The organism is Streptomyces sp. NPDC016845, assembly GCF_044332585.1.
In the GTDB taxonomy this organism is placed as follows: domain Bacteria; phylum Actinomycetota; class Actinomycetes; order Streptomycetales; family Streptomycetaceae; genus Streptomyces.
In genome coordinates this window covers 121,645-145,811 of the sequence record NZ_JBIRPI010000018.1, presented here as the reverse complement: position 1 = coordinate 145,811, position 24,167 = coordinate 121,645, and the positions used below count along the sequence as shown (strand labels likewise).

The window sequence follows — 24,167 nt, the reverse complement described above, 5'->3', positions numbered from 1 at the left end:
ACGCGCCGCGAATGATCATCGAGTGACAGCGCTGTCATGAAATCTTGCAACGGATCGACGCCGTCGACCTGAACTAACCGTAACTCCCCCATTGACAGCGCGAAAACGAGGTTCGTACGGTGCTAGCGCTGTCATTGGGCGGCACTCAAAGGTGAGGAGCGTGCCATGACCCTGAAACGCAGAGCCCTGCTGGCGGGCGGCGTGAGCGCCGTCGCCGCGGGTCTGCTGTCCGGATGCGGGGGCAAGAACCTCGACGACCTGCTCTCACAGGCGGCCGCCACCCCGAGGCCGGGGGCGCGGCTGACGTGGTGGGTCTCCGAGATCCCCTCGCGGCGCGGCGCCGTCGTGGCCGACCTGATCATCCGGGCGTTCGAGCGCCGCCACCCCGGCATCCGCGTCACGAAGATCAACGCACTGTCCACCAGCGACGGCAACCGCAGCGCCATCGCCACCCAGCTCGCGGGCGGCTCACCACAGCCCGACGTGTACCTCGGCGACACGACCTGGCCCGCACAGTTCGGCCACTCCTCGCTCGCGCTGCCGGTCGAGACGCTGCTCCCCGAGGGCTTCTGGGACGCCTATCCGGCGGCGCTGCGGCGCAGTTCCACGTACCAGGGCAAGGTGTACGCGGTGCCGTTCTTCACGGACAGCACCTACCTCTTCTACCGTAAGGATCTGCTGGTCAAGCACGGTCTGCGGGTGCCCAGGAGCTGGGAGGAGCTGCTGCACACCTCCCGCACGGTGCAGCGCGCCGGGGACGTCTCCGCCGGTTTCCTGTGGCAGGCCGCGGTGACCGAGGCGCTGACCGCCAACGTCGCCGAGTTCCTCGCCGACGCGGGCGCGCCGATCCTGGACGGCCACGGCAGGGCGGCGCTCGGCGGCGACGCGGCCGAGCGGGCGTTCTCCCTGATGGCGAAGTTCACGTCCAGCGGGGTGACGCCGCGCAGTGTGACGACGTACGAGGAGTCCGACGCGCAGGACGCGTTCGTCGGCGGCCGCGGACTGTTCCTGCGCAACTGGTCCTACGCGTGGGTCAACGCGAACACCCCGAAGGTCTCGGGTGTCGCGGGCAAGGTCGGGGTCGCGCCGCGCCCCGGCTTCGAGGGCACCGGCCGCTCCGGGATCTCCTGCGCGGGCGGCTGGAGCAACTTCGTGAACCCCAGTTCGCAGGAGCTGGGCGCCGCGCTGGAGTTCGCCCGGTTCTGCGCCGGGGACGAGGTGCAGCGCCTCCTCGCCCGGGAGGCGGGCGTCGTCCCCGCGCTGGCCTCGGCGCTGCGGAGCAAGGAGGCGCGCGCGGCGGACGACCCGACCGTGCTGCGCGCCGCCGACCTCCACCTCGTCGACCGGCCGGTGCAGACCCCGTACTACCCGCAGGTCAGCAAGGCGCTCTACACACCCGTCAACGGCGTGGTCGGGGGCGACCTCTCCCCCGCCGCCGGAGTACGTGCCGCGCGCGAGGGGCTGCGCAAGGCGCTGGAAGGGAAGGCTCAGTGAACTCCGCATCGCGGGTGAGGACCCCGCCCGCCCCCGATCCGTCACCGAGAGCCGATCCGCCGCCGCGCGTGAAGAGGGCAAGCGCTTCGCCGCGCCGCCGGGCCGGCTGGCTGTTCGCCTCGCCCGCGCTCCTGGTCGTGGGGGCCGTGACGGTCTTCCCCGTCCTCTTCTCGCTGATCCTCTCCTTCTGCGAGGTCAAGCTCGACTACGGCGGCCTGCGCCTGGGGTCGCCGACGCTCGCGCACTACGAGGCGCTGCTGACCAGCCCCGAGTGGTACCAGGCGCTGGCCTTCACCCTGGGCTTCACGGTCGTCTCGGTCTTCCTCGAACTCGTCCTCGGCACGGTCGTCGCCCTCGTCCTCGAGCGGCTCGGCGCCGCCCGCGGCTGGATCCTCGCGCTGCTCCTGCTGCCCTGGGCGCTGATCAACGTCGTGGCCGCGCAGCTGTGGTCGTACCTCTTCAACAGCACGTACGGCGCGGTCAGCTGGCTCTGCGGGCAGCTCTTCGGCGGTCAGCCGGACATTCTCGGCGAGCCGGTGCCCGCGATGGCGGCGATGGTGGCCGTCGACGTGTGGAAGACGACGCCGTTCGTCGCGATCGTCGTCCTGGCGGGCCTCATGCTGATTCCGGGCGACGTCTACGAGGCCGCCGAGATCGACGGCGCGAGCACCTGGACGACCTTCTGGAAGGTGACGCTGCCGCAGCTGCGGCCCATCGTCGCCATCGCGGTCCTCTTCCGCATCCTCCAGGCGTTCGGCATCTTCGACCTGCCGTTCGTCCTCACCCAGGGCGGGCCCGGCACGGCAACCCAGTCGGTGGCGATCCTCGGCTACCGGATCCTCTTCCAGAACCTCGACTTCGGCGGCGGCGCCGCGGTCGCCGTCCTCACCGCCGCCATCGTCATGGGCTGCTGCCTGCTGTCGCTGCGCGTCTTCCGCACCCAGGTCGACGAAGGAGGCCAGGCATGAGCCGCCGCACGCCACGCACCGGTGTCCGCAGGTACGTCAACCTCGTCAACCTCGGCGGGCTCCTCATCGTCGTCTGCACGACGCTGCCGCTGCTCTGGATGGTCTCCGCGTCGCTCAAGGGACCGGGCGAGATCAGCGCGACGCCGCCCACGCTCGTACCCGACGACCCCACGCTCGGCAACTACGACATCGCCTTCGACCGCAACGGGATCGGCCGCTACTTCCTGAACAGTGTCGTCGTGGCCTCCGCGTCGACCGTCCTGATCCTGTCCCTGGCCTTCCTCGCCGGGTACGCGCTCGCCCGGCTGCCCCTGCGCGGTCGCGGCACCATCATGACGGTGCTGCTCATGCTGTCGGTGTTCCCGCCGATCGCCATGCTCGTCCCGCTGTTCCTGATGGAGCGTCAGGCGGGGCTGCTCAACAGCTACCCCGGCCTCGTCATCCCGTACGTGGCGCTGAACCTGCCCTTCGCGATCTGGATTCTCCGCAACTACCTCAGCGGCATCCCGCGCGAGCTGGAGGAGGCCGCGACCGTCGACGGCGCGGGGCCGCTGCGCACCGCGCTGGCCGTCATCCTGCCGCTGGCCCGTCCTGGCCTGTTCACCGCCGGGGTCTTCTCCTTCACCGCCACCTGGTCCGAGTTCCTGCTCGCCCTCACCTTCAACGGCGCCGACGACCGGCGCACGGTCCCCGTCGGCATCGCCCTGTTCACCAGCCAGTACCAGGTGCCGTACGGGGTGATCTTCGCCGGGGCGATGGTCGCCACCGTGCCCATCGCGGTCCTGGTGCTGATCTTCCGCCGGTCGATCGTGTCCGGCATGACCACGGGAGCGGTGAAGGGCTGACGCCCGCCCCCCTGCTTCTTCTCGCACGCTGTGAAAGCTCGCACGCCTCCGAAAGGCCCCGCATGACCCAGCACCACGCCTCCGCCGGACCGTCGACCGACGCGGACTGGTGGCGGCAGGCCGTCGTCTACCAGGTCTATCCGCGCAGCTTCGCCGACTCCGACGGCGACGGCATCGGCGACATCGCCGGCGTCACCTCCCGCCTCCCCCACCTCGCGGACCTCGGCGTGGACGCCGTCTGGCTCAGCCCGTTCTACCCCTCCGAGCTGGCGGACGGCGGCTACGACGTCGCCGACTACCGGGACGTCGACCCGCGGCTCGGCACCCTTGCCGACTTCGACGCGATGGTCGCCGAGGCCGACCGGCTCGGCCTGAAGATCATGGTCGACATCGTGCCGAACCACTCCTCCGACCGGCACCGCTGGTTCCAGGAGGCGCTCGCCGCCGGACCCGGTTCCGCCGCGCGCGAGCGCTACGTGTTCCGTGACGGCAAGGGCGCGCACGGCGAACTCCCGCCCACCGACTGGCCGTCCAGCTTCGGCGGGCCCGCCTGGACCCGGGTCCCCGACGGACAGTGGTACCTCCACCTCTACGCACCGCAGCAGCCCGACTTCGACTGGGGCAACCCCGAGGTGCGCGAGGACTTCCACGAGACCCTGCGCTTCTGGTCGGACCGGGGTGTCGCGGGCTTCCGCATCGACGTCGCCCACGGCCTCGCCAAAGACCTCGGCGAACCGCTGCGCGACCTCGGCGACGGTGCCGACTACCAGCCGGGCACCCTGCCCGACGACGGCAGCCACCCCCTGTGGGACCGGGACGCCGTGCACGAGATCTACCGGGGCTGGCGGAAGGTCTTCGACGCGTACGACCCGCCGCGCTTCGCCGTCGCCGAGGCCTGGGTCCGGGCCTCACGGCGCTCCGCGTACGCCTCGCCGGACGGGCTCGGCCAGGCGTTCAACTTCGACTTCCTCTACGCGCGCCTGAACGCCGCCGAGCTGCGGGCCACCATCGGCTCCGGGCTTGCCGACGCCCGCGGCGCGGGCACCACCAGCACCTGGGTGCTCTCCAACCACGACGTGGTGCGCCACCCGTCCCGCTACGCCCTGCCCGACGGATCCGCCAAGCCGGACATCGAGGCATGGCTGCTCACCGACGGGCGACAGCCCGCGCCCGACCTGGAGTCGGGGCTGCGCAAGGCCCGCGCCGCCGCCCTCCTGATGCTGGCGCTGCCCGGCTCCGCATACGTGTACCAGGGCGAGGAGCTGGGGCTTCCCGAGGTCGCGGATCTGGCCCGGGAGGACCTGCGTGACCCTATGTGGGTACGGAGCGGCGGGCTCGTCAAGGGCCGCGACGGGTGCCGGGTGCCGCTGCCCTGGACCGCCGGGGGCCCGAGCTTCGGCTTCGGCACCGGCGGCTCCTGGCTGCCGCAGCCCGCGGACTGGGGCCGGTACGCGGCCGAGGTCCAGCGGGGCGACGAGGGCTCGGTCCTGGAGCTGTACCGCGCGGCCCTGCGGTTGCGCCGCGCGCTCGTACGAGACGAGGGTCTGACGTGGCTGAGCACGGACCGGCAGACGGAGCGCGGGCTGCTGCACTTCGCCCGCGCGGGCGGCTGGCACACCGTCAGCAACCTGTCCGACGCCCCGGTGCCGCTCCCGGCGGGCGAGGTGCTGCTGGCCTCCGGCCCGGTGCGGGACGGCCTGCTCCCGGCGTGGACGACGGCATGGCTGCGGACGGCGCGGGAACCTGAGCGCCCGGGGCCTGACAGCTCGCTGGCCTGACAACCTGCGACCTGCACGGCCTGCAAGCTGCGGTGCCTGCAACCTGCAGGGCCTGCGAGTTAAGGGTTCACGGGGCCACGGGTTTGCGGGCCCAAGGGTTCGTAGGCGCAGGCCCTGCGGGCTTGCAGGTCCGCGGGCTTGCGGGACCGCGGGCTTGCGGGACCGCGGGCCTACGGGTCTGTCGGGCCCACGGGTCTGTCGGGCCCACGGGCCTCACCGTGCGGGCCTGCACAGCCTGCGCCGCCGAGCCTCACCGCGCGCGCCTGCACAGCCTGCGGGCTGACCGCGAACCCGCCGGGCCTCACCGTGCGGGCCTGCACAGCCTGCGGGCTGACCGCGAACCCGCCGAGCCTCACCGCGGGCCGCCATGGGTCACTCGGAGACGTCACCGTGCCCGGGTGCCCCGCGCGCTGACTACGCCCCGGCGTCCCAGAGACGTCACCGCACTCGGGTCACCGTCGCATGCCGTGTCGTTCCCGCGACGACCTCCACCACCAGGCCGCGGCCCGTCGTCGTGTACGTCTCCCCGTCGTCCGTCCGGGCCCGCCGGCCGGGGCCCGAGTCCGTGATGTGGCGGGCCATGTCGGCGGCGACCTGGGCGATCACCGTCTGCGACAGCAGGTGCCGGCCGTCCGGCAGCCGCACGACAACCCGCAGCGGCTGGACGGCCGGCCCCACATAGCCGACGACCTCCGCGTCCACCGTCTCGCTGTGCCTGGCCGTCTGCCAGACCAGGTCCGGCCGGTAGGGCGACTCCGCGCGCTTCGCGACGACACCCTCGACGCCCTGCGCCTGGAGCTGCTCGAACCACACCCGCGCCACCTCCGCGTCGTCCGTCGCGGGCACGGGCCGGATCGGCGGCTGCGCGTCGGCGAGGACGTCGAGCAGCGCCGCGCGCCGCTCCCGGTAGGGGCGCTCGCGCAGATCCACGCCGTCCACGGCGAGGCAGTCCCACACGGCGTAGTACGCGGGGTACTCCGCCGCGAGCGCGGACGCCCGGCGGGGCGTCGCGTTCCCGCGCGCCTCCGCGGCGGCGAGGTCGAGGCGGCCGTCGATCCAGACGACGGCCTCGCCGTCGAGGACGGTCCCGGGGCGCAGCGCGCCCTGCCCGGCGGCGACGAGCTCCATCCACGCGGTGGTGACGGTGCGCCCGGACCGCGCGTGGCACTTCACCCCCTCCTCGGTGCGGTGCATGACGAGCCGCTGGCCGTCGAACTTGGGCTCGTACCACCAGTCGGCTCCGGTGGGCAGCGTGGGCACGGACTCGGCGAGCGCGACAGCGACAGGAAACTCCACACGTCAAGGCTTGCCGAGGAGAGCGAATACCGCAGTCCCGGCTAGGCCGTTCGTTCGTCAGGCCCGGCTGACACGAGGGTCGACACGGGCGCCCGCCGCGTCACCGCGTCTTCGTCGATTCGGTCCAGGCCCTCAGGCCGTGGTGGAGTACTTCACCAGCGACGACCCGCAGGCGCCGGGCAACTGGCTCTTCGGACAGCCGCCGGTGACCGTATGACGGCGCGGTTCGTGCGGGTCGTGGCTCCTCACGCCGCTTCGTAGTGGTGGGCGCGTCCGCCGCGCCATTTCACCCACGCCGGGTCGTCGAGGAGCGACTCCGCGTCGGCGAGCCCGGCGCGCCGGAGGAACTCCACGACGTCGTCGTCCGAGTGCGCGAGGCCGAGGATCTGGCCGCGCGCCGTCACCCGCCGGCCGCCCGTGCGCGACGGCGGGTGCACGATGATCGGGGCACTCGTCATGGCTCCAGGGTCGCCGGTCACCGCCCCTTCCGCGACTTCATGAACCAGGCCACGGCCAGGACGACGACGATGACGATGATCAGTAGCTTCATGTCGTCCATGTGCCCTGGACCGCGCGAGTCAGTCGTGTCCGCGCCGCCCCCGCCGCGTTGTTTAAGTTTCACGCATCGGTTAGGCTCGCCCACGATCTTGAAAGTTCAAGTTGTACTCGCGAAGCAGCAGCCGACCCGCCGGAAGGATCCCCCACATGACCTCCGTCCTGACCCGCCCGTCCGCCGCGGACACCACTCCTCGAAGCGCGTCCCCCCACGCCTACGACATCGGCCTGCTCGTCCTGCGCGTCGCGCTCGGGCTGACCGTCGCCGCGCACGGCACGCAGAAGCTCTTCGGCTGGTTCGGGGGCGGCGGCATCGAGGGCACCGGCCAGTTCTTCGCGCAGAGCGGCTACCCGTCGGGGAAGATGATGGCGGTCGTCGCCGGGCTCAGCGAGACCCTCGGCGGGCTCGGGCTCGTCCTCGGCATCCTGACGCCGCTCGCCGGCGCGGCCGTCCTCGGCACCATGATCAACGCGCTGGCCGTCAAATGGGGCGGCGGCTTCTTCGCGCCCGCCGGCGTCGAGTACGAGCTGCTCCTCGCCGCCGGGGCCGCCGGGCTCGCCCTCACCGGGCCGGGCCGGATCGCCGTGGACCGCTTCCTGCCCGGCCTGCGCGCACACCGGCTGCGTCACGGCGTCGCCGCCGTGCTCCTCGCCCTCGTGATCGCGGCGCTCGTCCTGCTCATCCGCAAGTAGCGCGCGGCGTCACGCCTGCCGCGGGCGGACGGTGAGGATCTGCTCCGCGTAGCCGACCGGGCCGCGTACGTCGTGCAGGACGGTGCTGGTCACCCCGTGTCCGGCCGGGCCGAACGTCACCGTGGTGTCCAGACCCGTCCAGCGGCCCTCCGGCTGCCGGTGCAGATGCACCGTGAGATCGACGTTCGGGAACATCCACTCGGCGGGCGACTCCCGTACGGCGATGCCGTTCGCGGTGTCGACCAGGGTGATATAGGACGCGAGCGCGCTGCTCGGCTGCCCGGCGACCAGTTCCAGCGGCGTGGAGACCCAGGCGGCCGTGCGGCCGGGCCGCGGCGGCGAGGCCGGGCGGACGTCGACCGAGGCGATGTACCCGCCCGGCCACTCCGCGTCCAGCGCCCAGGACGCGAGGTCCTCGGGCGGCGTGAGCGGCTCCGGGCCGCCGCCCGCGATCCGGGCGGTGTCGCCCGGGGCGAGCAGCCAGGCGCGGGCGCGCACCACGGCCCGGCCCGCGATGACGACGACGGCTTCGAGCAGTTCGATGGTGCGGCCGGGCCGCACCGTCTCCACCTGTATCTCGCACTCCTCCAGACCGAGGCGCCCGAGGATGTCGAAGCCGATCCGCGCCAGGACCAGGCCGCTGGGCTCGGGGCGCGCGGCCAGGTGGCGGTCGATGGCGTGCACGACGAGTCCGCCGAGGGGGCTGAAATGCTGCTCGTCCGGGTCCCAGGCACCGCTCGCGTGCGAGGTGGGCTTGTAGCGGTGGGCGTCGATCGGCTCGTAGTAGCTGTCGGTGCTGTCGGTGCTGTCGGTGCTCAACGGGCGTGTTCCTTCCGGCCGGTGCGGGACGATCAACGTAACCGAGCGCTCGCCCGGCACAGGAGACAGGGCCGGGGCCGGACGAAGGACGCGTCCGGCGCGGCGCCCGGACGTCCGGGGAGATGTTCATACCCCGCGCGGAGTCCGTCCCTGGGCCGGCCGAGAAGCCGCGCGCATGACCGTCACCTCCCCCGTGTCGACCGTGAGCCGTCGTCCGCGACGGCCGGGGACGCGGACCCCCGCCCCGCCGGAGTCGTGGTGGCGCGACTGGTGGCCTGGTGGCGCGAGTCGTCGGCCACGCGGACGCTCGCCGGGGTGACCGGCGTGGCGTCCGCGGCGGCGGGAGACGCGCCGCGACGGCGGTCGGCGGTGAGCGGCGACAAGGGCTGGCGCCGGGGGCTTCCCGCACGTCAGTAGCATGGCCACATGTTGGCCTACGTTCCGGCGCTCGTGTGTTTCCTCATGTTCTGCTTCGGAGTGCTGCGTGAACGGCGCCGGGTCAGCAACGCCGTCTTCCTCGGCCTCGCGATCGTGTTCGCGGCGACCGCGCTGTTCCTGCGACTGGCCGCCAGGAAGCCGCAGTTGGGCAGCGACGTGGCGGTGGCCCTGCTGGTCCTCGCGGCGCTCGGCGTCATCGCCCTGGCGTGGTTCCTGCTCGCCAACGGCGTCACCATGGTGCGCAAGGAGGGCAGGAGCCCGGCCAACCTGCTGTCCCTCGGCGCGGGCCTCGCCCTGATCGCGCTGCTCGGCCTCCTGGTCACCGCGCTGGTCCTGCACACCCGTACGCTCCTGGTGGCGGCGGCGACCGCCGTCGTGCTGACGGGACTTGTCGTCTTCCTCTTCGCCTGCTTCCTCCTCTACGCCCAGCTGTACGAACGGGTGCGCATCCGGCGCAAGGCGGACTACGTGGTCGTCCTCGGCTCCGGCCTGATCGGTGGCGACACCGTGCCGCCCCTGCTGGCGAGCCGCCTGGACCGGGCCCGCGAGGAGCACGCCAGGCTCTCGCGGAGAGGAAGGCGGCCCATCCTCCTGACCTCCGGCGGGCAGGGCCCGGACGAGAAGCTGCCCGAGTCCCACGCGATGGCCGACTACTTGGTGGCACGGGGCTTCCCGGAGGACCTCGTCGAGCGCGAGGACCGCTCGACCACCACCGAGGAGAACCTGCGGTTCAGCAAGGCGCTGATGCAGCAGGCCAAGCCCGACTACCGGTGCGTGATCGTCACGAACAACTACCACGTGTTCCGCGCCGCGGTGACCGCCCGTCGCACCGGCGTCCGCGGCCATGTCATCGGCGCCCGCACCGCCTCGTACTTCTGGCCGAGCGCCATGATCCGCGAGTTCGTCGCGCTGCTGCTCACCTACCGCAGGACCAACGCAGCGATCTTCCTGCTCCTCGTCCTGGGCGGCTTGGTGATCTGGTGGCTGGGCTGGTCGCCCACCGGACGCGTCTAGGGCCCGCGGCCGGAACCTGCCGGTAATCCGGTCCGGCTGACGCGCACGGCATTGCGGCGTACGGTCAACGCATGGACGGCGAGACGTGGTTGGCGTCCTGCCACCCTGACCCTGTGGAAGTTCAGCGGCAGTGGGACCAGCCCCCGTACGTGGCGAGGATCCCCACCGGACGCCGCTTCGACGCGCTGCGGCTGACCCAGCCGCTCGGCCTCACCGTGCTGTGGGAGCTCGGGGGCCTCGCCGAGAAGGTGCCGGTCCTGGAGCAGCACATCGAGCCGCGCCCCGTCTTCTACATCCTCGCCCACGCCGACGACTCCGACACCTGGCCGCCGCAGCCGCGCTCCTCGTCCGTCCTGACGACCGGTGAGAGCATCGCCGTCCCGTCCCCGAACGCCGACGCCCTCACCGGAGTGCAGCGCCACGCCCTCCTGTGGCGCACCGCCCCGGACGGCAGCGGGCATCTGGCCGACCCCGACGCGCTCCGCGCGGCCCTCGCGCGGGCCCGGGACACCGACCGGCAGAGCGCCCGCGTCCGAGCGGCCCGGTCCGCCTTCTACGGGGCCAAACACCGGCGGGCCTAGAGTGCGTGGGCGGCGCCGCGCGCCCCCCGGGTCCGCCGAAGCGCCCTGGTGGCGCGGGGGTCCAACGGGGCACCATACGGAGGTCGCTCTCGGGCGGCCGCCGGCTCCGCCGCCCCGTATCCCCGTGTCGGCGGAGCCGGCCGACTTCACGGCCAGTCTCCGTCCGGTTCGCGCTCCCGGCCAGTCTCCGTAGGGTTCGCCTTGCCGGTCAGTCTCCGTACGGTTCGCCGGGCAGGGCCGGCAGGTCGACGTCCCCCCTCTCCGTCACGATCCGCGCGCACAGCTGCGGCAGCGTCATGCGCCGGGCACGGGCGTGTGCGCTCAGGTGAAGCAGGGCGGCGTCCGGGCTGATGCCGAGGCGGGCCGCGACCGCGCCCTTGGCCTGCTCGACGGCGATACGGCGGTCCAGGTCCGTCCGCAGGCGGTCGGCGCGGTCGGCCAGCTCCCGGCGGAAACGCCGGTGCACGATCCCGATGGTGGTCGCGTCGGCGAGCACCTGCGCCACGTGCAGGTCGGCAGAGCCCAGCCGGTCGGGCGCGGTGTCGAACACGTTGACCGCGCCGACAGCCTCCTTGCGCAGCCGCATCGGCAGGGCCGCCACCGCACCGAATCCGGCGGCGCGGGCGGCCCCGGTGAAGCGCGGCCAGCGCTCGGCAGCGGCGCTCGTGCCCAGGTCCACCGGGCCGACAGCGGTGTGCTCGGCGCAGCAGTCGCGGCCCGGGCCTTCGTCGAACTCAGCCTCTCGAACGCCCAGTCGACGCACCGCGCCCGTGGTGGCCGTGACCGCCACGAGCCGCCCCCGGTCGTCGACCAGGACGACCCCGGACGCCGGTACGCCGAGCAGTTCCACCACGTGCTCGGTCAGCACGCGCAGGAGGTCGGCGAGGTGGAAGTCGTCCGTCGCGGTGGCCGTCAGTTCCAGCACGGCGCGGGCCAGGCGCTCGTCCCGCTCCGGCTGCTCCATGATGTCGTCCCCCGCGAGGCGCGGCCGAGCGCGGTTCCTGCGTGAACCGCGTGGCTGTGCCACCATTCTGGCGCCGGCGACGACTTCGGGGAATGGTTTCGGCACATGTCCTGGTCAGCGTCGGGCGCGCCGGCCGAGCCAGGCCGTGGCGGCGGCGACGGACGCCAGCGCCGACAGGCCCGCGACGGGGTGACGGGAGACGGCGGCCTGCCAGGAGCGGCCGTGGGACCGGTCGTCGAAGACGCCGTGGGCGCCGTGCAGGCCGTCCTCGGTCCGGTCGACCGGTTCGAAGAGGTTGCTCCTGCCGGTCGGCGGGCGCTGGTCGGTCTGCTGGGAGTCGATGCCGGTACGCGCCAGGTAGCGGTCGAGCACCGCCGGGACCAGGCGGTTGCCCCACAGGGTCGCCACCGTGCTGGCGCCGATGTAGTACTGCTTGCGGCGCGGACGGTCCGCCGCGTGCAGGACGGCGCGGGCCGCGACCTCGGGCTGGTAGATGGGGGCGACCGGCTGCGGGTGCTGGGGAAGCTTCGAGGACACCCACGAGAACTGCGGGGTGTTGAGGGCGGGCATCTGCGCGATGGTGACGTGCACCTTGCTCTTGCGGTGCAGCAGTTCGATGCGGAGCGACGACGTGAAGCCGTTGATGGCGTGCTTGGCGCCGCAGTACGCGGACTGCAGCGGCACGGACCGTTCCCCGAGCGCGGAGCCGACCTGCACGATCGTGCCGCGGTCTCGGGGCAGCATCCGCTCGAGCGCGGCGCGGGTGCCGTTGACGAAGCCCAGGTACGTCACCCGGGTCGCCCGGTCGAACTCCTCGGCGGTGATCTCGTCGAACGGCGCGAAGACGGTGCTGAACGCGCAGTTGACCCATACGTCGATGGGCCCGAACCTCTGCTCGGCGGCGTCGGCGGCGGCCTCGACCTGCGCCGCGTCGGAGACGTCGGCGACCTGGACGAGGGGCCGGCCGCCGAGCGACTCGACGTCCTCGGCGGCCGATTCGAGTCCGGCCCGGCCGCGGGCGACGAGGACGACGTTGGCCCCGCGCTTCGCGAACTCGCGGGCGGTGGCACGGCCGATCCCGGCGCTCGCACCGGTGATGACGACGGTCTGGGGCATGGCTCGGGTCAGCTCCTTGCTCAGTGGTCCGCGGCCCGACGGTCCGCGCGGTGTGTCTCGGGGGCCTTCGCGAGTCGGACGGTGGTCTCCAGGAGGAGGGCGTGCACGAAGGCCTGCGGCAGGTTGCCGCGCAGTTGGCGCTGGGCGATGTCGAACTCCTCCGCGTACAGGCCTGAGGCGCCGCACGCGCCGCGGTTGCGTTCGAACCAGCGGTGCGCGTCGACCGCGTTGCCCTGCTGGTGCTCGGCGAGCGCCATGACGAACCCGCACAGCAGGAAGGCGCCCTCGGCGTCGCCGAGGGGCCGGTCGTCGTGGCGGAACCGGTACATGAAGTGGTCGTCCGCGAGCTGTTCGCGGCAGACGGCGAGCGTGGCGCGCGTACGGGGGTCGTCGGCGGGCCGGGCGCCGCGGACGGCGGGCAGCAGCAGGGCGGCGTCGACGGCGGGGTCGTCGGAGGCGCGCTGCCAGTGCCCGTCGGGGTGCACGGAGGTGCGCGCCGTGGCGGCGAGGACGGTGTCGGCGAGGGCGGTGCAGGTGGCGGCGAGCGGGTGGCGGGGGGCGGCCAGCGCGAGTGCGCGCAGGCCCGCCACGCAGACGAGGCGGCTGTGCGTCCACATCCGGGTGTCCAGCTCCCAGATGCCCGCGTCGGGCTCGCGCCACCGCTCGCCGATGGCCCGTACCGCGGCGTCGGCGGCCTTCCACCCGTCGGAGTCGAGCCGGTCCAGGCGCTGGGCGGCGGCGAGGAGGAGCAGCGCCTCACCGAAGCAGTCCAGCTGGAACTGCTCGCGTACCTGGTTGCCGATGCGGCTGTGCCCGCCGGGGTAGCCGGGCAGGTCGAGCTCCTCCTGGCCCGGGATGGGGTCGCCGTGGATCGTGTAGGCGGGCGTCAGCCGCGAACCGTCGGCGAGCAGCCGCTGACCGGTGAAGCGCACCGCCGCGTCGAGCAGGTCGTGGGCGCCTGCGGCGGCGGCGGCCTGTCCCGCGTAGCTCTGGTCGCGGATCCAGACGTAGCGGTAGTCGTAGTTGCGGCCGGCCTCCGCGCGTTCGGGCAGGCTGGTGGTGGCCGCGGCGACCATGCCGCCGCCGCGCGTGGTCAGGCCGCGCAGGAGGGTGTGGGCGCGTTGCGCGTCGGCGCCCGCGATGGTGTGGGTCAGCTCGGGCTGCGCGTCGCGCCAGGCCCGCTCGGTCCGGTCCCATTCCCGTCCGGCGCGGGGCAGTTCGTCGGGCAGCGGCAGGTCGGAGCACTCCAGTACGAGGTCGCGCCGCTCGCCGGGCCGCAGCACGAGGTCGGCGATGAGGCCCTCGGCCCCGGCGCTCGCGGTGGGGGCGCCCTGCCAGCGCAGCCGGTGCCGGCCGGTCCGCAGGTGCCAGACGTCCTGGTCGTCGCGGTGGGTGTCGGCGAGCGGGGCGCGGCCGTAGTCGGCGCGCGGGTCCAGGACGATACGCAGGTGGGCGGCGCCCTCGACGGCGTGGAGCTGCCGGAGCAGGACCAGGCGCCGCTCGTCACCGGGGAAGGCGAGGGTGTCGCGGCACTCGACGACCCCGCCCGTGGTGATCCACCGGTTCCGCCAGATCAGCGTGCCCGCCTCGTAGTACCCGCCGGGCACCCAGCGCCCGTGCGGGGTCACGGCGTAGACGCCCGCGCCGCCGATCAGCGAGGCGAAGACGGCGTCGTCGTGCCAGGCGGGCGCGCACAACCAGTTCAGCGCCCCGTCCGGCCCGACCAGCGCGCCCCGCTCACCGTCGGCGAGCAGCGCGTAGTCGTGCAGCGCGTGGGGCGGGAACGGGGTGGACGGGGTGGTGCTCACGGGTACGGCCTCCTGCGGGGTGGGGCGGGCCCCGGTATGCGGGGGTGTTCTCTGCGGGGTCGTCGCTCGGGCCGGCTGACGCAGCGACAGGAGCGACCGGTCCGGTCGGCCGAGGGCGCGGCGGGTCACCGGGCCGGCCGCTCCGGGGTGGGTGAGGGCCGCGACGCCGGCGGCTCGGGACGGGTGTCATCGGCGGTGCGAGGCGCGGCGCGTCGCTCGGCACGTCGCCGCCACCGCCGTCGCCGTCAGCGCGGCGGCGCTCGCCGTCAGAGCCCAGCGGGCGGTGCGGGACGGGGGCGCGGGGCGCTCGGCCAGCCGTTCGGGGGCCTCGCTCGGCAAGCCGGGGTGGTCCAGAGCGAGCGCCAGCGCTTCGGCGAGGTGCAGGGCGCGGCGGCCGGTGCCGCCGTCCTCGATCTGGGTGCGGCAGCTGAACCCGTCGGCGAGGACCAGGGCTCCGGGGGTGGCGGCGCGCACGGCGGGCAGGACGCCTTGTTCGGCGACGGTCATGGAGACGTCGTAGTGGTCGCGTTCGAAGCCGAAGTTGCCCGCCAGGCCGCAGCAGCCCTCGTCGAGGACGTCGGCGTCGAGGTGGGCGCGGCGCATGAGTTCGCGGTCGGCGTCGAACTTCATGACGGCGTGCTGGTGGCAGTGGGTCTGGACCGTAGCCTGCCGGGCGAGGCGCGGCGGTCGCCAGTCGTCGGGGGCGTGGTGGACCAGTTGCTCGGCGAAGGTGCGGAACTGCGCCGCGAGGCGCTGTACGTCCTGGTCCTCCGGGAGCAGCTCCGGCGCGTCGGAGCGGAAGACGGCGGTGCAGGACGGTTCGAGGCCGATGACGGGGGTGCCCGCCTCCAGGTAGCGGCGGAGGATGTCCAGCGTGCGGCGCAGCACCTTCTTCGCCGTCGGCAGCTGGCCGGTCGAGATCCAGGTCAGGCCGCAGCAGACCGGTTCGGTCGGGACGGCGACCCGGAATCCCGCGTCCTCCAGGACCCGGACCGCCGAGATCGCGATCGAGGGGTGGAAGGAGGCGCTGAAGGTGTCCGGCCACAGGACCACGGTGCGCGGGTCGGCCGGATCGGGCTGCTCGCCCCCGCGCGCCCGCCACCACTCCTGGAAGGACTGCTCGGCGAAGACGGGCGCCGGGCGGGCCCCCGCGACTCCTGCGAGCCGCTTGCCCACGCGCGCGAGCGCGGGCGCGTGCAGCGCCGCGTTGACGAGGGAGGGCGCGAGCCGGGACAGCCGCGCCCACAGCGGCAGCCAGCCCATCGCGTAGTGCGCCGCCGGGCGCAGCCGGCCCTCGTAGTGGTGGGAGAGGAACTCCGCTTTCAGCGTGGCCATGTCCACGCCTGTCGGGCAGTCCGACTTGCAGCCCTTGCAGGCGAGACAGAGGTCGAGCGCGTCGTGGACCTCGGGCGACCGCCAGCCGTCCTTGACCGCCGAGTCGGCGTGGCCGTCGAGCATCTCGAAGAGGAGCCGGGCCCGGCCGCGCGTGGAGTGCTCCTCCTCCTTGGTGGCCCGGTAGGAGGGGCACATGACGCCGCCGGAGTGGCTGCGGCAGTTGCCGATACCGACGCAGCGCATGACGGCGCGGTCGAACGAGTGGTCGTCGTCGGGGAACTGGAAGTGCGTCGCGGGGGTGTCGGGCCGCCAGTCGGCGCCGAGGCGCAACTGTCCGTCGACCGGGTTCGGGTGGGCGACCTTGCCCGGGTTCATCCGGTCCCCGGGATCGAACAGCGCCTTGAACTCGCCGAAGGCGGTGACGAGCCGCTCGCCGTACATGCGGTTCAGCAGCTCGCCGCGGGCCTGCCCGTCACCGTGCTCGCCGGACAGCGAACCGCCGTAGGAGGCGACGAGGTCGGCGGCGCGCTCCAGGAAGCGCCGGAAGCCGGCGACGCCGTCGGCGGTCCTGAGGCCGAAGGGGATACGGGTGTGGACGCAGCCCTGCCCGAAGTGCCCGTAGACGGACGGGTGGTCGTAGTCGAACTCCTCGAAGAGTTCCTTGAGGTCGCGCAGGTAGTCGCCGAGCCGCTCGGGCGGGACCGCGGAGTCCTCCCAGCCCTCCCAGGTCTCCCGGTCGTCGGGCGGGCGCGCGGTGACGCCGAGACCGGCCTCGCGGGCCATGAGCATCTTCTGTTCGCGCTCGGGCCGGTCGGAGAAGGCGACGTCGGCGTCGTCCTCGCCGCGGCCGATGGCCCGCAGCAGGCCGCGCGCCTGCTCGTCGACGTCCTGCTGGCTGTCGCCCGTGTACTGCACCATCAGCCAGCTGTCGCCGGCGGGGAGGATGTCGAGGGAGTCGAGGTAGGCGCCTTCCTCGCGCATCAGCTGGGCCATGCGCCCGTCGAGGGCCTCCAGCTGGGTGGGCGAGCAGTGCTCCAGGAGGCGGGGCACGTCGTCGGCGGCGGCGCAGATGTCGTCGTAGCCGAGGACGAGGAGCGACTGGTTGGACTTGACGGGTACGAGGTCGAGTTCGGCGCGCAGGACCGTGACCAGGGTGCCTTCGCTGCCCACGAGCGCCTTGGCCACGTCGAAGCCGCTCTCCGGCAGGAGCGAGTCGAGGTTGTAGCCGGAGACGCGGCGCGGGATCTTCGGGTATCCGCGGCGGATGTCGGCCAGGTACTCGGTGACGAGGCGGTCGAGCCCCGCGTAGATCTCGGCGCGGCGCCCGCCCTCGGCCGTGATGCGGGCCCGTTCGGCGTCGTCGGTCGGTCCGACCCACATGCGGGTGCCGTCGTAGAGGAGGACTTCCAGGCGGCGTACGTTGTCGACGGTCTTGCCGTAGGCCTGGGCGGAGGCGCCGCAGGAGTTGTTGCCGATCATGCCGCCGATGGCGCAGTGGCTGTGCGTGGACGGTTTCGGCCCGAACTGCAGCTGGTGGCCGGACAGCCGCTCGTTGAGGACGTCGAGGACGATGCCCGGCTCGACGACACAGGTCCGCGCCTCGGGGTCCACGGAGACGAGCGCCTCGCAGTACTTGGTCCAGTCGATGACGACGGCCGTGTTCGTGCACTGGCCCGCGAGGCTGGTGCCGCCGCCGCGCGACAGGACCGGGGCGCCGAAGCGGGCGCACACCTGGACGGCCCGCGCGCCCGCCTCCACCGTGCGGGGCACGACGACGCCGATCGGTACCTGCCGGTAGTTCGAGCCGTCGGTGACGTAGGCGCCGCGGCTGCCCGCGTCGAACCGGACCTCGCCGTCCACCTCGTCGCGGAGCGCCGCCTCCAGCGTCGGGACGTCCACGGCGGGGGCGGGCACGGAGGTGGCGCTGGGCATGGGACGGTCCGCCTTCCTGGACGCTCGGCATGTCGGCCGCGGCCACGGGTCCGCCCGTGGTGCGGGGGGCGAGTACCCAGCCTCGCACCGCGCAGGGGAGCTGTCGCGGCGCGCGGGGCCGGGTCCGTCAGCGTCTGCTCCGCCGGTTCCGGCGGTGCCGGGCCGGGCCGACGAGGCCGAAGGCCACCACCACGATCAGCGTCTGCACCCACAGGGGTACGAAGTCGGGGGCGCGCGCACCCGCCGCCGACACCACGGGTACCGACCCGTCCGTCCACATCTCCATGCCCCCGGATGCCCGGGGCCGGGCCCACGACACATGCGCCCAGTCGAGTGGTCACCGCCGCCCCGACATGCGCGGGGCGGACGACCGGCCCACCGTGGGTCGTGTTCCACCCACACAGATCCACCCGCACAGATCCACCCGCACACATCCACTTGCGCAGATCGCGCAGATGAAGGAGCCGTCATGGCCGACCGCAGCAACATCGAGGACCCGACGTACGACCCGTACGACCCGCAGGACGAGCGGGGCCGCCAGGAGCCGGACCGCGACCGTCGGGACCGGGAGCGCGACAGGCGACGCGAGGACGACACGCAGCCGCTGCTCCCCGAGGACGGCCGGGAGGACGGCTACCGCTGAGCCGCGGGCACGCGCAGCGCTGTGACGACGGCGCCCCGGGACCGGGTACCCCTCGGTCCCGGGGCGCCGCTCTCGATTGCGCGTCCTGATCGGGGGCACAGAAGTGCGCGGAACAGCGGCGGGCGCGTGAGCGACGAGGGGGAGCGATGGGTACGGCGACCAAGGTCCCCGAGACCCGCGACATGCGGGGCGACGAGCTCTCCGGCGACGAGGCGTACGAGGCGCTGCGCCGCTACGGCGGCCGCCAGTTGCTGTGGGACGCGTTCGTCCGTTTCCGTTACGCGGACGGGTTCAGCCACGCCCGCGCGCTGGCGCTGCAGACGGTGCTCTCGCTGATTCCGCTCGCCATCGTCTTCGTCGGTCTGTCGACGACGCTGCACACCGAGAGCGTCGGGCGGTTCGCGGAGCAGACCATCCATCGCATCGCGGCCGGGCCGAGCGCGGAGGTCGTCGACGACGCGCTCGCCCGCAGCCGCCGCACGGCGGGCGGGGGCACGCAGGTGGCCCTCTGGTTCGCCCTCGCGTTCTCGCTGGCCAACATCACGACGGCCATGTGCCAGGTCGAGCGCGGTGCGAACCGCATCTACGGCAACGAGCGCGACCGGCCCTTCCTCCAGAAGTACGCGCGCGGCCTCGTCATGGCGCTCAGCGCCGGGCTCCCGCTGGGCCTCGGCTTCGTCATGATGGTGGCGGGCGGTGACCTGGGGGCGGCGGCCGTGTCGGTGTACGGCCTCGGCGACGGCGCCCGCGCCACCTGGGACGCCCTGCGCTGGCCCCTCGGTCTGCTCCTCGCGCTGCTCTCGGCGAGCGTGATCTTCCGGCGCTCGCCGCGTCGCCGCCAACCGGGTTACACCTGGCTGGCGTTGGGCGCCGCCGTGTATCTGGTGCTGTGGTCGCTGCTGACGTGGGCGTTGAGTCTGTACCTCTCGGTCAGCGGGTCCTTCGACACCGTCTACGGGCCGCTCAGCGCGTTCATGTCGCTGCTTCTGTGGGCCTATCTCACCTCCGTCGCGCTCTTTCTGGGCCTGTCGTTCGCGGCCCAGCTCGAAGCGGCCCGCGCCCTGCGGCCGGGCCCCGCTGAGCCCGACCCGGGCGTCTGAGGCGGCGGGCCGACAGGGAGCCTCACTCCTCGTCCAGCGCCTTGCGGAAAGGTCCCGGGCCGCGCAGGGCGCGCTCGATGCTCTCCAGGCTCCGGCCCTTCGTCTCCGGCACCTTGGCGACGACGAAGACGATGCAGGCGACGTTCATCAGCGCGTAGAAGAGGAAGGTGCCCGAGCGGCCGACGGTGTTGATCGCCGTCAGGGCCGTCATGGCGATGAGGAGGTCGAAGCCCCACACCGACAGCGTGGCGAGGCTGGTGGCCGGTCCGCGCACGCTCAGCGGCAGGATCTCCGGGCCGATCAGCCACAGCACGGCCTGCATGCCGACGCCGTTGAACAGGATGTACGCGAACAGCGAGATGATCACCGTCCAGCGCTGGGCGGTCGACCCCGAATCGGCGGTGAAGGCGAGCGCGAGCACCGCCATGGCGAGCGCCGAGCCGGGCAGGAACCACAGCATCGTGCGGCGCCGCCCCGCCTTGTCGACCGCGATGGCTCCCACGACACCGGCGACGACCAGCATGGCGCCGATCCCGATACCGGTGAGCAGTGCGACGGAGTTTCCGAAGCCCGCGTCGTCCAGGATCGTGGGTGCGTAGTAGACGATCGCGTTGATACCGGTGAGCTGCGAGAACGCCGCGATGCCCACGGCGATCAGGAGCGCCGGGCGCAGCCAGCGCTGCCGGAGCTGACGCCAACCACCGTTGCCGGTCGCCGTGCCGGCCGTGACGGTGGTGATCTCGGTGATCTCCGCCGTGATGTCCGCCCCGGCGGGCCGCAGCCTGCGCAGCGTCCGCTCGGCGTCGTCGTGGCGGTGCTGCTCGATGAGCCAGCGCGGGCTCTCCGGCAGGAACGCCATACCGACGGCGAGGGCCACGGCGGGGATGACGGCGAGGGCGAACATGACGCGCCAGCCGCCGCTGCCGGAGAGCGCCCAGCCGCACAGGTAGGCGATGAGCTGTCCGATGGCGACCATGAGCTGGAAGAGCACCATGAGCCGGCCGCGTACGGCGGCGGGCGCCAGCTCCGCGATGTAGACGGGCACCATGTTGGAGGCGCCGCCGACCGCGAGGCCGAGCACGAAGCGCGCGGCGATCAGGGTGGTCACGTCGGGGGCGAGCGCGGCGGCCACCGCGCCGATCCCGAAGATCACCGCGACGGTCGCCACGACCTTGCGCCGCCCGTGCCGTACGGCCGTGCGCCCGGAGATGAGCGCGCCGACCATGGCGCCGAGCAGGATGACGCTGACGACGGTCTCCTGCTCGCGCGAGGAGAGGTCGAGGTCGTCGCGGAGGTGGAGCAGGGCGCCGGAGATGATGCCGGTGTCGTAGCCGAAGAGCAGGCCGCCGAGCGCCGAGACGGCGGCGACCGCGTAGACCAGGAGCGGCGTCCGCCCGGGACCGGGCGGACGGGCCGGGGCTCGGGCGGCGAGCGTCGCCGCCTCAGGCATCGCCCATGACCAGACCCTCGATGGTGTGCTTCTGCGTGATGGGCGTCAGCTCCTCGACGACCGGGCAGTCGAGGTGGTGGCGGACCCGCTCGGGCAGCGCCTCCCAGTACGCGCGCGTGACGGCGGTGTCGTGGCGGTCGGCGTTGTGCGCCTCGGGCCCGTCGAGGCCGAGGACGAGGACGGGCCGCGCCTTCGCGGACTCGTTCTTCGTGCCGCGGTGGATGGTGAGCGCGGTGCGGGCGGAGACGTCGCCGCGCTGCGGGTACTTGCGCACGGCGCGCTCCGCGTAGCGGCCGTAGCGCTCGCGGGGCGGGAACATGCCGTGCTCGAAGTCGGGTTCGTCGTCCCACTGGGTGCCGGGCGCGATCTCGAAGGGCCCCATGTCCTCGGCGGTGTCGACCGCGGTGACGTTGAACGCCAGGGAGGTCAGGCGGCGTTCGGCGCGCGTCTCGTCGGGGATCGGGAAGTCGCGGTGCCACGGCTGGTTGGCCGCGCCCTCGAGAGGGACGTCGAAGCCGAGTTCGACGATGCGGTAGTCGGGGCCGAGCACGGCGGTGGCTACGGAGCGGACCCACGGGTGGTCGACGAGGTCGACGAAGCCGCGCAGCTGCTCCGGGTGGATCTCCACGTAGTAGCGGTTCGGGCCGCGGCCCACGGCGCCGCCGGGCCGGGCGCGCGCCTCCTCGTAGGCGGCTTCGATGTCCTCGCGCAGCCGGTCGGCCCACTCCTTGGTGAAGGCGCCCTTGCGCGCGGTGATGCCGTCCTCGTACAGGTTCGCCACGTCCTGGGCCACGTCCACGTCGGTCATCCTTGCCTCCTTGCAAGCAGAGCTTTCGCTTCCGCACTAGATTGCATCGATGCATGCAACGTTGCAATACCTTCCGGTGCAGGGATTTCGTGAAGGCGGACACGGTCCGCTCCGGGCGGACCGGGCATGGCAAGATGACGCGGTGAGCAGTCGCCTGAAAGATGTAGCCGCACGGGCCGGAGTCTCCGTGCGCACCGTGTCCAACGTCGTCAGCGGCAGCGCCGCCGTGGCGCCCGAGACCCGGCAGCGCGTCCAGGAGGCGATCGACGCGCTCGGCTACCAGCCCAATCTGGCCGCCCGCAGCCTGCGCGCGGGACGCACCGGGATCATCGGCCTGGCCATCCCCGAACTGCACTCCCCGTACTTCGGCGAACTCGCGGGGCTCCTCGTCGACGAGGCGCAGCGCCGCTCCTGGACCGTGATCATCGACCAGACGCGGGGCGACGCCGACGCCGAACGCCGCCTGCTCACCCAGGGCGGCGGCCGCGTCGTCGACGGCCTCATCATCAGCCCCTGGGCCCTGGACCCGGCCGAACTCGCCGCCACCGCACCGGCGGTGCCCCTCGTACTGCTCGGCGAGCGCAGCCCGCACGGGGCCGGGGACCGCGTGGCCGTCGACAACGTCACCGCCGCCGACGAGGCGACCAGCCACCTTCTCCGCCTCGGCCGGCGGCGCGTCGCCGCGATCGGACTCCAGCCCCACCTGCACAACGGCACCGCCCTGCTGCGCGCCGAGGGCTACGCCCGCGCGCTCGAACGCGCCGGGCTGCCTCAACTCCCGGGCGCGCAGCGCCCGGTGGCCGCGCTGCACCGGGCGGACGGCGCCCGCGCCATGGCCGAACTCCTCGACGGCCCCACGGCGCCCGACGCCGTCTTCGCCTTCAGCGACGAACTCGCCCTCGGCGCCCTCCACGTGGCGCACGAGCGCGGCCTGCGCGTCCCCGAGGACCTCGCGATCGTCGGCTTCGACGACATCGAGGACGGCCGCTACAGCCACCCGCCCCTGACCACCATCGCCCCGGACAAGCGGCAGATCGCCGAACGGTCCCTGCAGTGCCTGGCGGACCGCATATACAGCCCCGGCAACGACGTCCCGCCGCAGGAACTGATCGTGCCGCACCGCCTGATCGGACGCGGGACGGCCTGAGAACCAGTCGTCGGCGAGCGGGGACAGCGTTGCGGCGTGAGTGACATCCACGAGCCGCACCTGGCCCTGGACCTGCCCGACTCCGCCGAGCTGGAGCTGCTGCGGTGGCACCTGGGCGAGGCGCCGCGGGGCGACGGGCGGGACGAGAGCGAGGAGTATCCGCTCCTGGCCGGCGCGGGTTCCGCGCACCGCATGGGCGGGGCGCCGGCCGCCGCTCTTCAGCGCGGTCCCCGGGGCTGGTCTCCCCTGGCACGTCAGGAGGTGCACCCCGACGTCCCCGACGTCCCCGACGTCCCCGACGTCCTCATCGCCGCATCCGGAGTCGTGCCTCAAGTGCCGCTCGAACCTGCTGCCGGAGCCGAAGAGCTACTGCCCGGCCGAGGTCCGGGAAGAGCTCGGGGCGTCAGCCCCCCAACCCCTCACGCCAGCGCGCCGGGTCCAACCAGCCCTCGTACAGCGGGAGTTCGAGCGGCGGCTGTCCCTGCGCGAAGGGGTCCCATACGCGGGTGAGCCCGGCGGTGCCGTACGCGCGGACCCTGCGGGCCTCGGCCAGGTCGACGACGTCCGTCAGGACCAACTCGGGCTCGGGCCCGGCCTCGGCGCGCACCCGGCCCTCCGGGTCGACGAGGACGCTGCGGCCGATGCCGTCCGGCGGTGCCGCGTTGACGCTGGCCATGAAGGTCTGGTTGACGATCGCGTTGGCGCGGGCGAGCACCAGCTCCTGCGCCCGGTCCACGGTCGGCGTCCGCACGAGGTTCAGGACGAGGTCCGCGCCCTGCCAGGCCAGATGCCGGGTGACCTCGGGGAACCAGGCGTCGTAACAGATGGACAGGCCGACGCGCCCGTACCCGTCCATGTCGAAGACCACGAACTGCGTGCCCGATGCCGTGGTCTCGTGCGGGCGCCACGGGAAGATCTTGCGGTACGCCGCCACGCGCCTGCCCTGCGGCGAGTACACGGCGGCCGTGTTGTAGATCCGCCCGTCCTCGCCGCGCTCGTAGACGCTGCCGGGTACGAGCCAGATGCCGAGGTCGCCAGCGAGGGCGGCGAGCGTCTTGTCGCGCGGCCCGTCGAGCGGCTCCGCCGCCGCGGCCATGACCTCCTCGGGGTCCTCGTCCGGCGTGTGCCCGCACAGGTGCAGCTCCGGGTGGGCGAGCAGCCGCACACCGGGGTACGTCTTGGTGTACCGACGCACCTCCGCCGCGAAGGAGTCCAGGTCGCGGGCGCTGTGGTGGCGGGCCGCGGCCTGGACGAGGCCGATCGACAGGGGCTGGGACATGGGCATCACTTTCCGGTGGGCGGCGCGGCCGAGCCAACCATTCACCTCCTCCCGGGACAAGGCCACCGAACCCTGTGCGAACCACAGGGCGAACCTGTGCTTCC

The 24,167-nt window shown here is 73.2% G+C and carries 23 protein-coding genes; 11 read left to right on the top strand and 12 right to left on the bottom strand.

Going from position 1 to position 24,167, the window contains the following annotated elements; all coding sequences use genetic code 11:
- Positions 1-165 precede the first annotated feature (165 nt).
- The 4 genes from ACH4RC_RS31575 (at position 166) to ACH4RC_RS31560 (ending at position 5,085) form a co-directional block, all read left to right on the top strand.
- Positions 166-1,494 (top strand): extracellular solute-binding protein, encoded by a 1,329-nt coding sequence (locus ACH4RC_RS31575; RefSeq protein ID WP_398206969.1) that lies wholly within the window; start codon positions 166-168, stop codon positions 1,492-1,494.
- 68 nt (positions 1,495-1,562) lie between these two features.
- Positions 1,563-2,462: a carbohydrate ABC transporter permease gene (locus tag ACH4RC_RS31570; RefSeq protein WP_398206968.1), complete on the top strand. Its 900-nt coding sequence runs from the start codon at positions 1,563-1,565 to the stop codon at positions 2,460-2,462.
- Positions 2,459-3,307, top strand: a complete 849-nt coding sequence (locus ACH4RC_RS31565) for a carbohydrate ABC transporter permease (protein ID WP_398206966.1) — start codon at positions 2,459-2,461, stop codon at positions 3,305-3,307. Before ACH4RC_RS31570 ends, ACH4RC_RS31565 begins: the two co-directional genes overlap by 4 nt.
- A 62-nt stretch (positions 3,308-3,369) precedes the next feature.
- Complete coding sequence (locus ACH4RC_RS31560; protein WP_398206964.1) at positions 3,370-5,085, top strand: glycoside hydrolase family 13 protein; 1,716 nt, start codon at positions 3,370-3,372, stop codon at positions 5,083-5,085.
- Positions 5,086-5,523: 438 nt separating this feature from the next.
- Here the strand turns inward: ACH4RC_RS31560 and ACH4RC_RS31555 are convergent, their stop codons facing one another.
- From ACH4RC_RS31555 to ACH4RC_RS31545, 3 genes are all read right to left on the bottom strand, one after another.
- Positions 5,524-6,381, bottom strand: coding sequence for a DNA ligase (locus ACH4RC_RS31555; RefSeq protein ID WP_398206962.1), 858 nt, complete (start codon positions 6,379-6,381; stop codon positions 5,524-5,526).
- Positions 6,382-6,626: 245 nt separating this feature from the next.
- Entirely contained in the window at positions 6,627-6,839 is a 213-nt protein-coding gene (locus ACH4RC_RS31550; protein ID WP_398206960.1) for a hypothetical protein, read from the bottom strand.
- A 17-nt stretch (positions 6,840-6,856) separates the two neighbouring features.
- On the bottom strand, positions 6,857-7,003 hold the full coding sequence (locus ACH4RC_RS31545; protein WP_398206958.1) for a hypothetical protein: 147 nt from the start codon (positions 7,001-7,003) through the stop codon (positions 6,857-6,859).
- A gap of 83 nt (positions 7,004-7,086) precedes the next feature.
- On the opposite strand from ACH4RC_RS31545, the gene ACH4RC_RS31540 reads away from it, so the two are divergent.
- Positions 7,087-7,629 (top strand): DoxX family protein, encoded by a 543-nt coding sequence (locus ACH4RC_RS31540; protein WP_398206956.1) that lies wholly within the window; start codon positions 7,087-7,089, stop codon positions 7,627-7,629.
- A 9-nt stretch (positions 7,630-7,638) separates the two neighbouring features.
- On the opposite strand, the gene ACH4RC_RS31535 is transcribed toward ACH4RC_RS31540, so the two are convergent.
- Positions 7,639-8,448, bottom strand: coding sequence for a thioesterase family protein (locus ACH4RC_RS31535; protein WP_398206955.1), 810 nt, complete (start codon positions 8,446-8,448; stop codon positions 7,639-7,641).
- A 258-nt stretch (positions 8,449-8,706) separates the two neighbouring features.
- Between ACH4RC_RS31535 and ACH4RC_RS31530 the strand changes: the two genes are divergently transcribed.
- The 3 genes from ACH4RC_RS31530 (at position 8,707) to ACH4RC_RS31520 (ending at position 10,481) form a co-directional block, all read left to right on the top strand.
- Positions 8,707-8,865, top strand: a complete 159-nt coding sequence (locus tag ACH4RC_RS31530; protein ID WP_398206953.1) for a hypothetical protein — start codon at positions 8,707-8,709, stop codon at positions 8,863-8,865.
- 9 nt (positions 8,866-8,874) lie between these two features.
- The gene (locus ACH4RC_RS31525; RefSeq protein WP_398206951.1) at positions 8,875-9,900 is read left to right on the top strand and encodes a YdcF family protein; all 1,026 of its coding nucleotides are present in this window, start codon (positions 8,875-8,877) and stop codon (positions 9,898-9,900) included.
- A 113-nt stretch (positions 9,901-10,013) separates the two neighbouring features.
- Entirely contained in the window at positions 10,014-10,481 is a 468-nt protein-coding gene (locus ACH4RC_RS31520; protein WP_398206949.1) for a hypothetical protein, read from the top strand.
- A 208-nt stretch (positions 10,482-10,689) separates the two neighbouring features.
- Here the strand turns inward: ACH4RC_RS31520 and ACH4RC_RS31515 are convergent, their stop codons facing one another.
- From ACH4RC_RS31515 to ACH4RC_RS31495, 5 genes are all read right to left on the bottom strand, one after another.
- Complete coding sequence (locus ACH4RC_RS31515) at positions 10,690-11,445, bottom strand: ANTAR domain-containing protein (RefSeq protein WP_398206947.1); 756 nt, start codon at positions 11,443-11,445, stop codon at positions 10,690-10,692.
- A 114-nt stretch (positions 11,446-11,559) separates the two neighbouring features.
- Positions 11,560-12,561, bottom strand: coding sequence for an SDR family oxidoreductase (locus ACH4RC_RS31510; RefSeq protein ID WP_398206946.1), 1,002 nt, complete (start codon positions 12,559-12,561; stop codon positions 11,560-11,562).
- A 20-nt stretch (positions 12,562-12,581) separates the two neighbouring features.
- Positions 12,582-14,369 carry a glycoside hydrolase family 15 protein gene (locus tag ACH4RC_RS31505; protein ID WP_398206944.1) on the bottom strand — a complete coding sequence of 596 codons (1,788 nt, stop codon included), beginning with the start codon at positions 14,367-14,369 and terminating at the stop codon, positions 12,582-12,584.
- 186 nt (positions 14,370-14,555) lie between these two features.
- Complete coding sequence (locus ACH4RC_RS31500; protein WP_398206942.1) at positions 14,556-17,636, bottom strand: FAD-binding and (Fe-S)-binding domain-containing protein; 3,081 nt, start codon at positions 17,634-17,636, stop codon at positions 14,556-14,558.
- Between the two features lie 127 nt (positions 17,637-17,763).
- Complete coding sequence (locus tag ACH4RC_RS31495) at positions 17,764-17,922, bottom strand: hypothetical protein (RefSeq protein WP_398206940.1); 159 nt, start codon at positions 17,920-17,922, stop codon at positions 17,764-17,766.
- A 183-nt stretch (positions 17,923-18,105) separates the two neighbouring features.
- Here ACH4RC_RS31495 and ACH4RC_RS31490 point away from each other — a divergent pair, with 183 nt between their 5' ends.
- Together ACH4RC_RS31490 and ACH4RC_RS31485 are read left to right on the top strand one after the other, a co-directional pair.
- Positions 18,106-18,279, top strand: coding sequence for a hypothetical protein (locus tag ACH4RC_RS31490; protein ID WP_398206939.1), 174 nt, complete (start codon positions 18,106-18,108; stop codon positions 18,277-18,279).
- Positions 18,280-18,425: 146 nt separating this feature from the next.
- Positions 18,426-19,379, top strand: a complete 954-nt coding sequence (locus ACH4RC_RS31485) for a YihY/virulence factor BrkB family protein (protein ID WP_398206937.1) — start codon at positions 18,426-18,428, stop codon at positions 19,377-19,379.
- A 22-nt stretch (positions 19,380-19,401) separates the two neighbouring features.
- Here ACH4RC_RS31485 and ACH4RC_RS31480 read toward each other — a convergent pair whose 3' ends face one another.
- Entirely contained in the window at positions 19,402-20,829 is a 1,428-nt protein-coding gene (locus ACH4RC_RS31480) for a sugar porter family MFS transporter (RefSeq protein ID WP_398206936.1), read from the bottom strand.
- Positions 20,822-21,637 carry a phytanoyl-CoA dioxygenase family protein gene (locus ACH4RC_RS31475; protein ID WP_398206934.1) on the bottom strand — a complete coding sequence of 272 codons (816 nt, stop codon included), beginning with the start codon at positions 21,635-21,637 and terminating at the stop codon, positions 20,822-20,824. Before ACH4RC_RS31475 ends, ACH4RC_RS31480 begins: the two co-directional genes overlap by 8 nt.
- A 142-nt stretch (positions 21,638-21,779) precedes the next feature.
- Here ACH4RC_RS31475 and ACH4RC_RS31470 point away from each other — a divergent pair, with 142 nt between their 5' ends.
- Positions 21,780-22,784: a LacI family DNA-binding transcriptional regulator gene (locus ACH4RC_RS31470; protein WP_398206932.1), complete on the top strand. Its 1,005-nt coding sequence runs from the start codon at positions 21,780-21,782 to the stop codon at positions 22,782-22,784.
- A 403-nt stretch (positions 22,785-23,187) separates the two neighbouring features.
- Here ACH4RC_RS31470 and ACH4RC_RS31465 read toward each other — a convergent pair whose 3' ends face one another.
- Complete coding sequence (locus tag ACH4RC_RS31465) at positions 23,188-24,063, bottom strand: carbon-nitrogen hydrolase family protein (RefSeq protein ID WP_398206930.1); 876 nt, start codon at positions 24,061-24,063, stop codon at positions 23,188-23,190.
- Positions 24,064-24,167 lie beyond the last annotated feature (104 nt).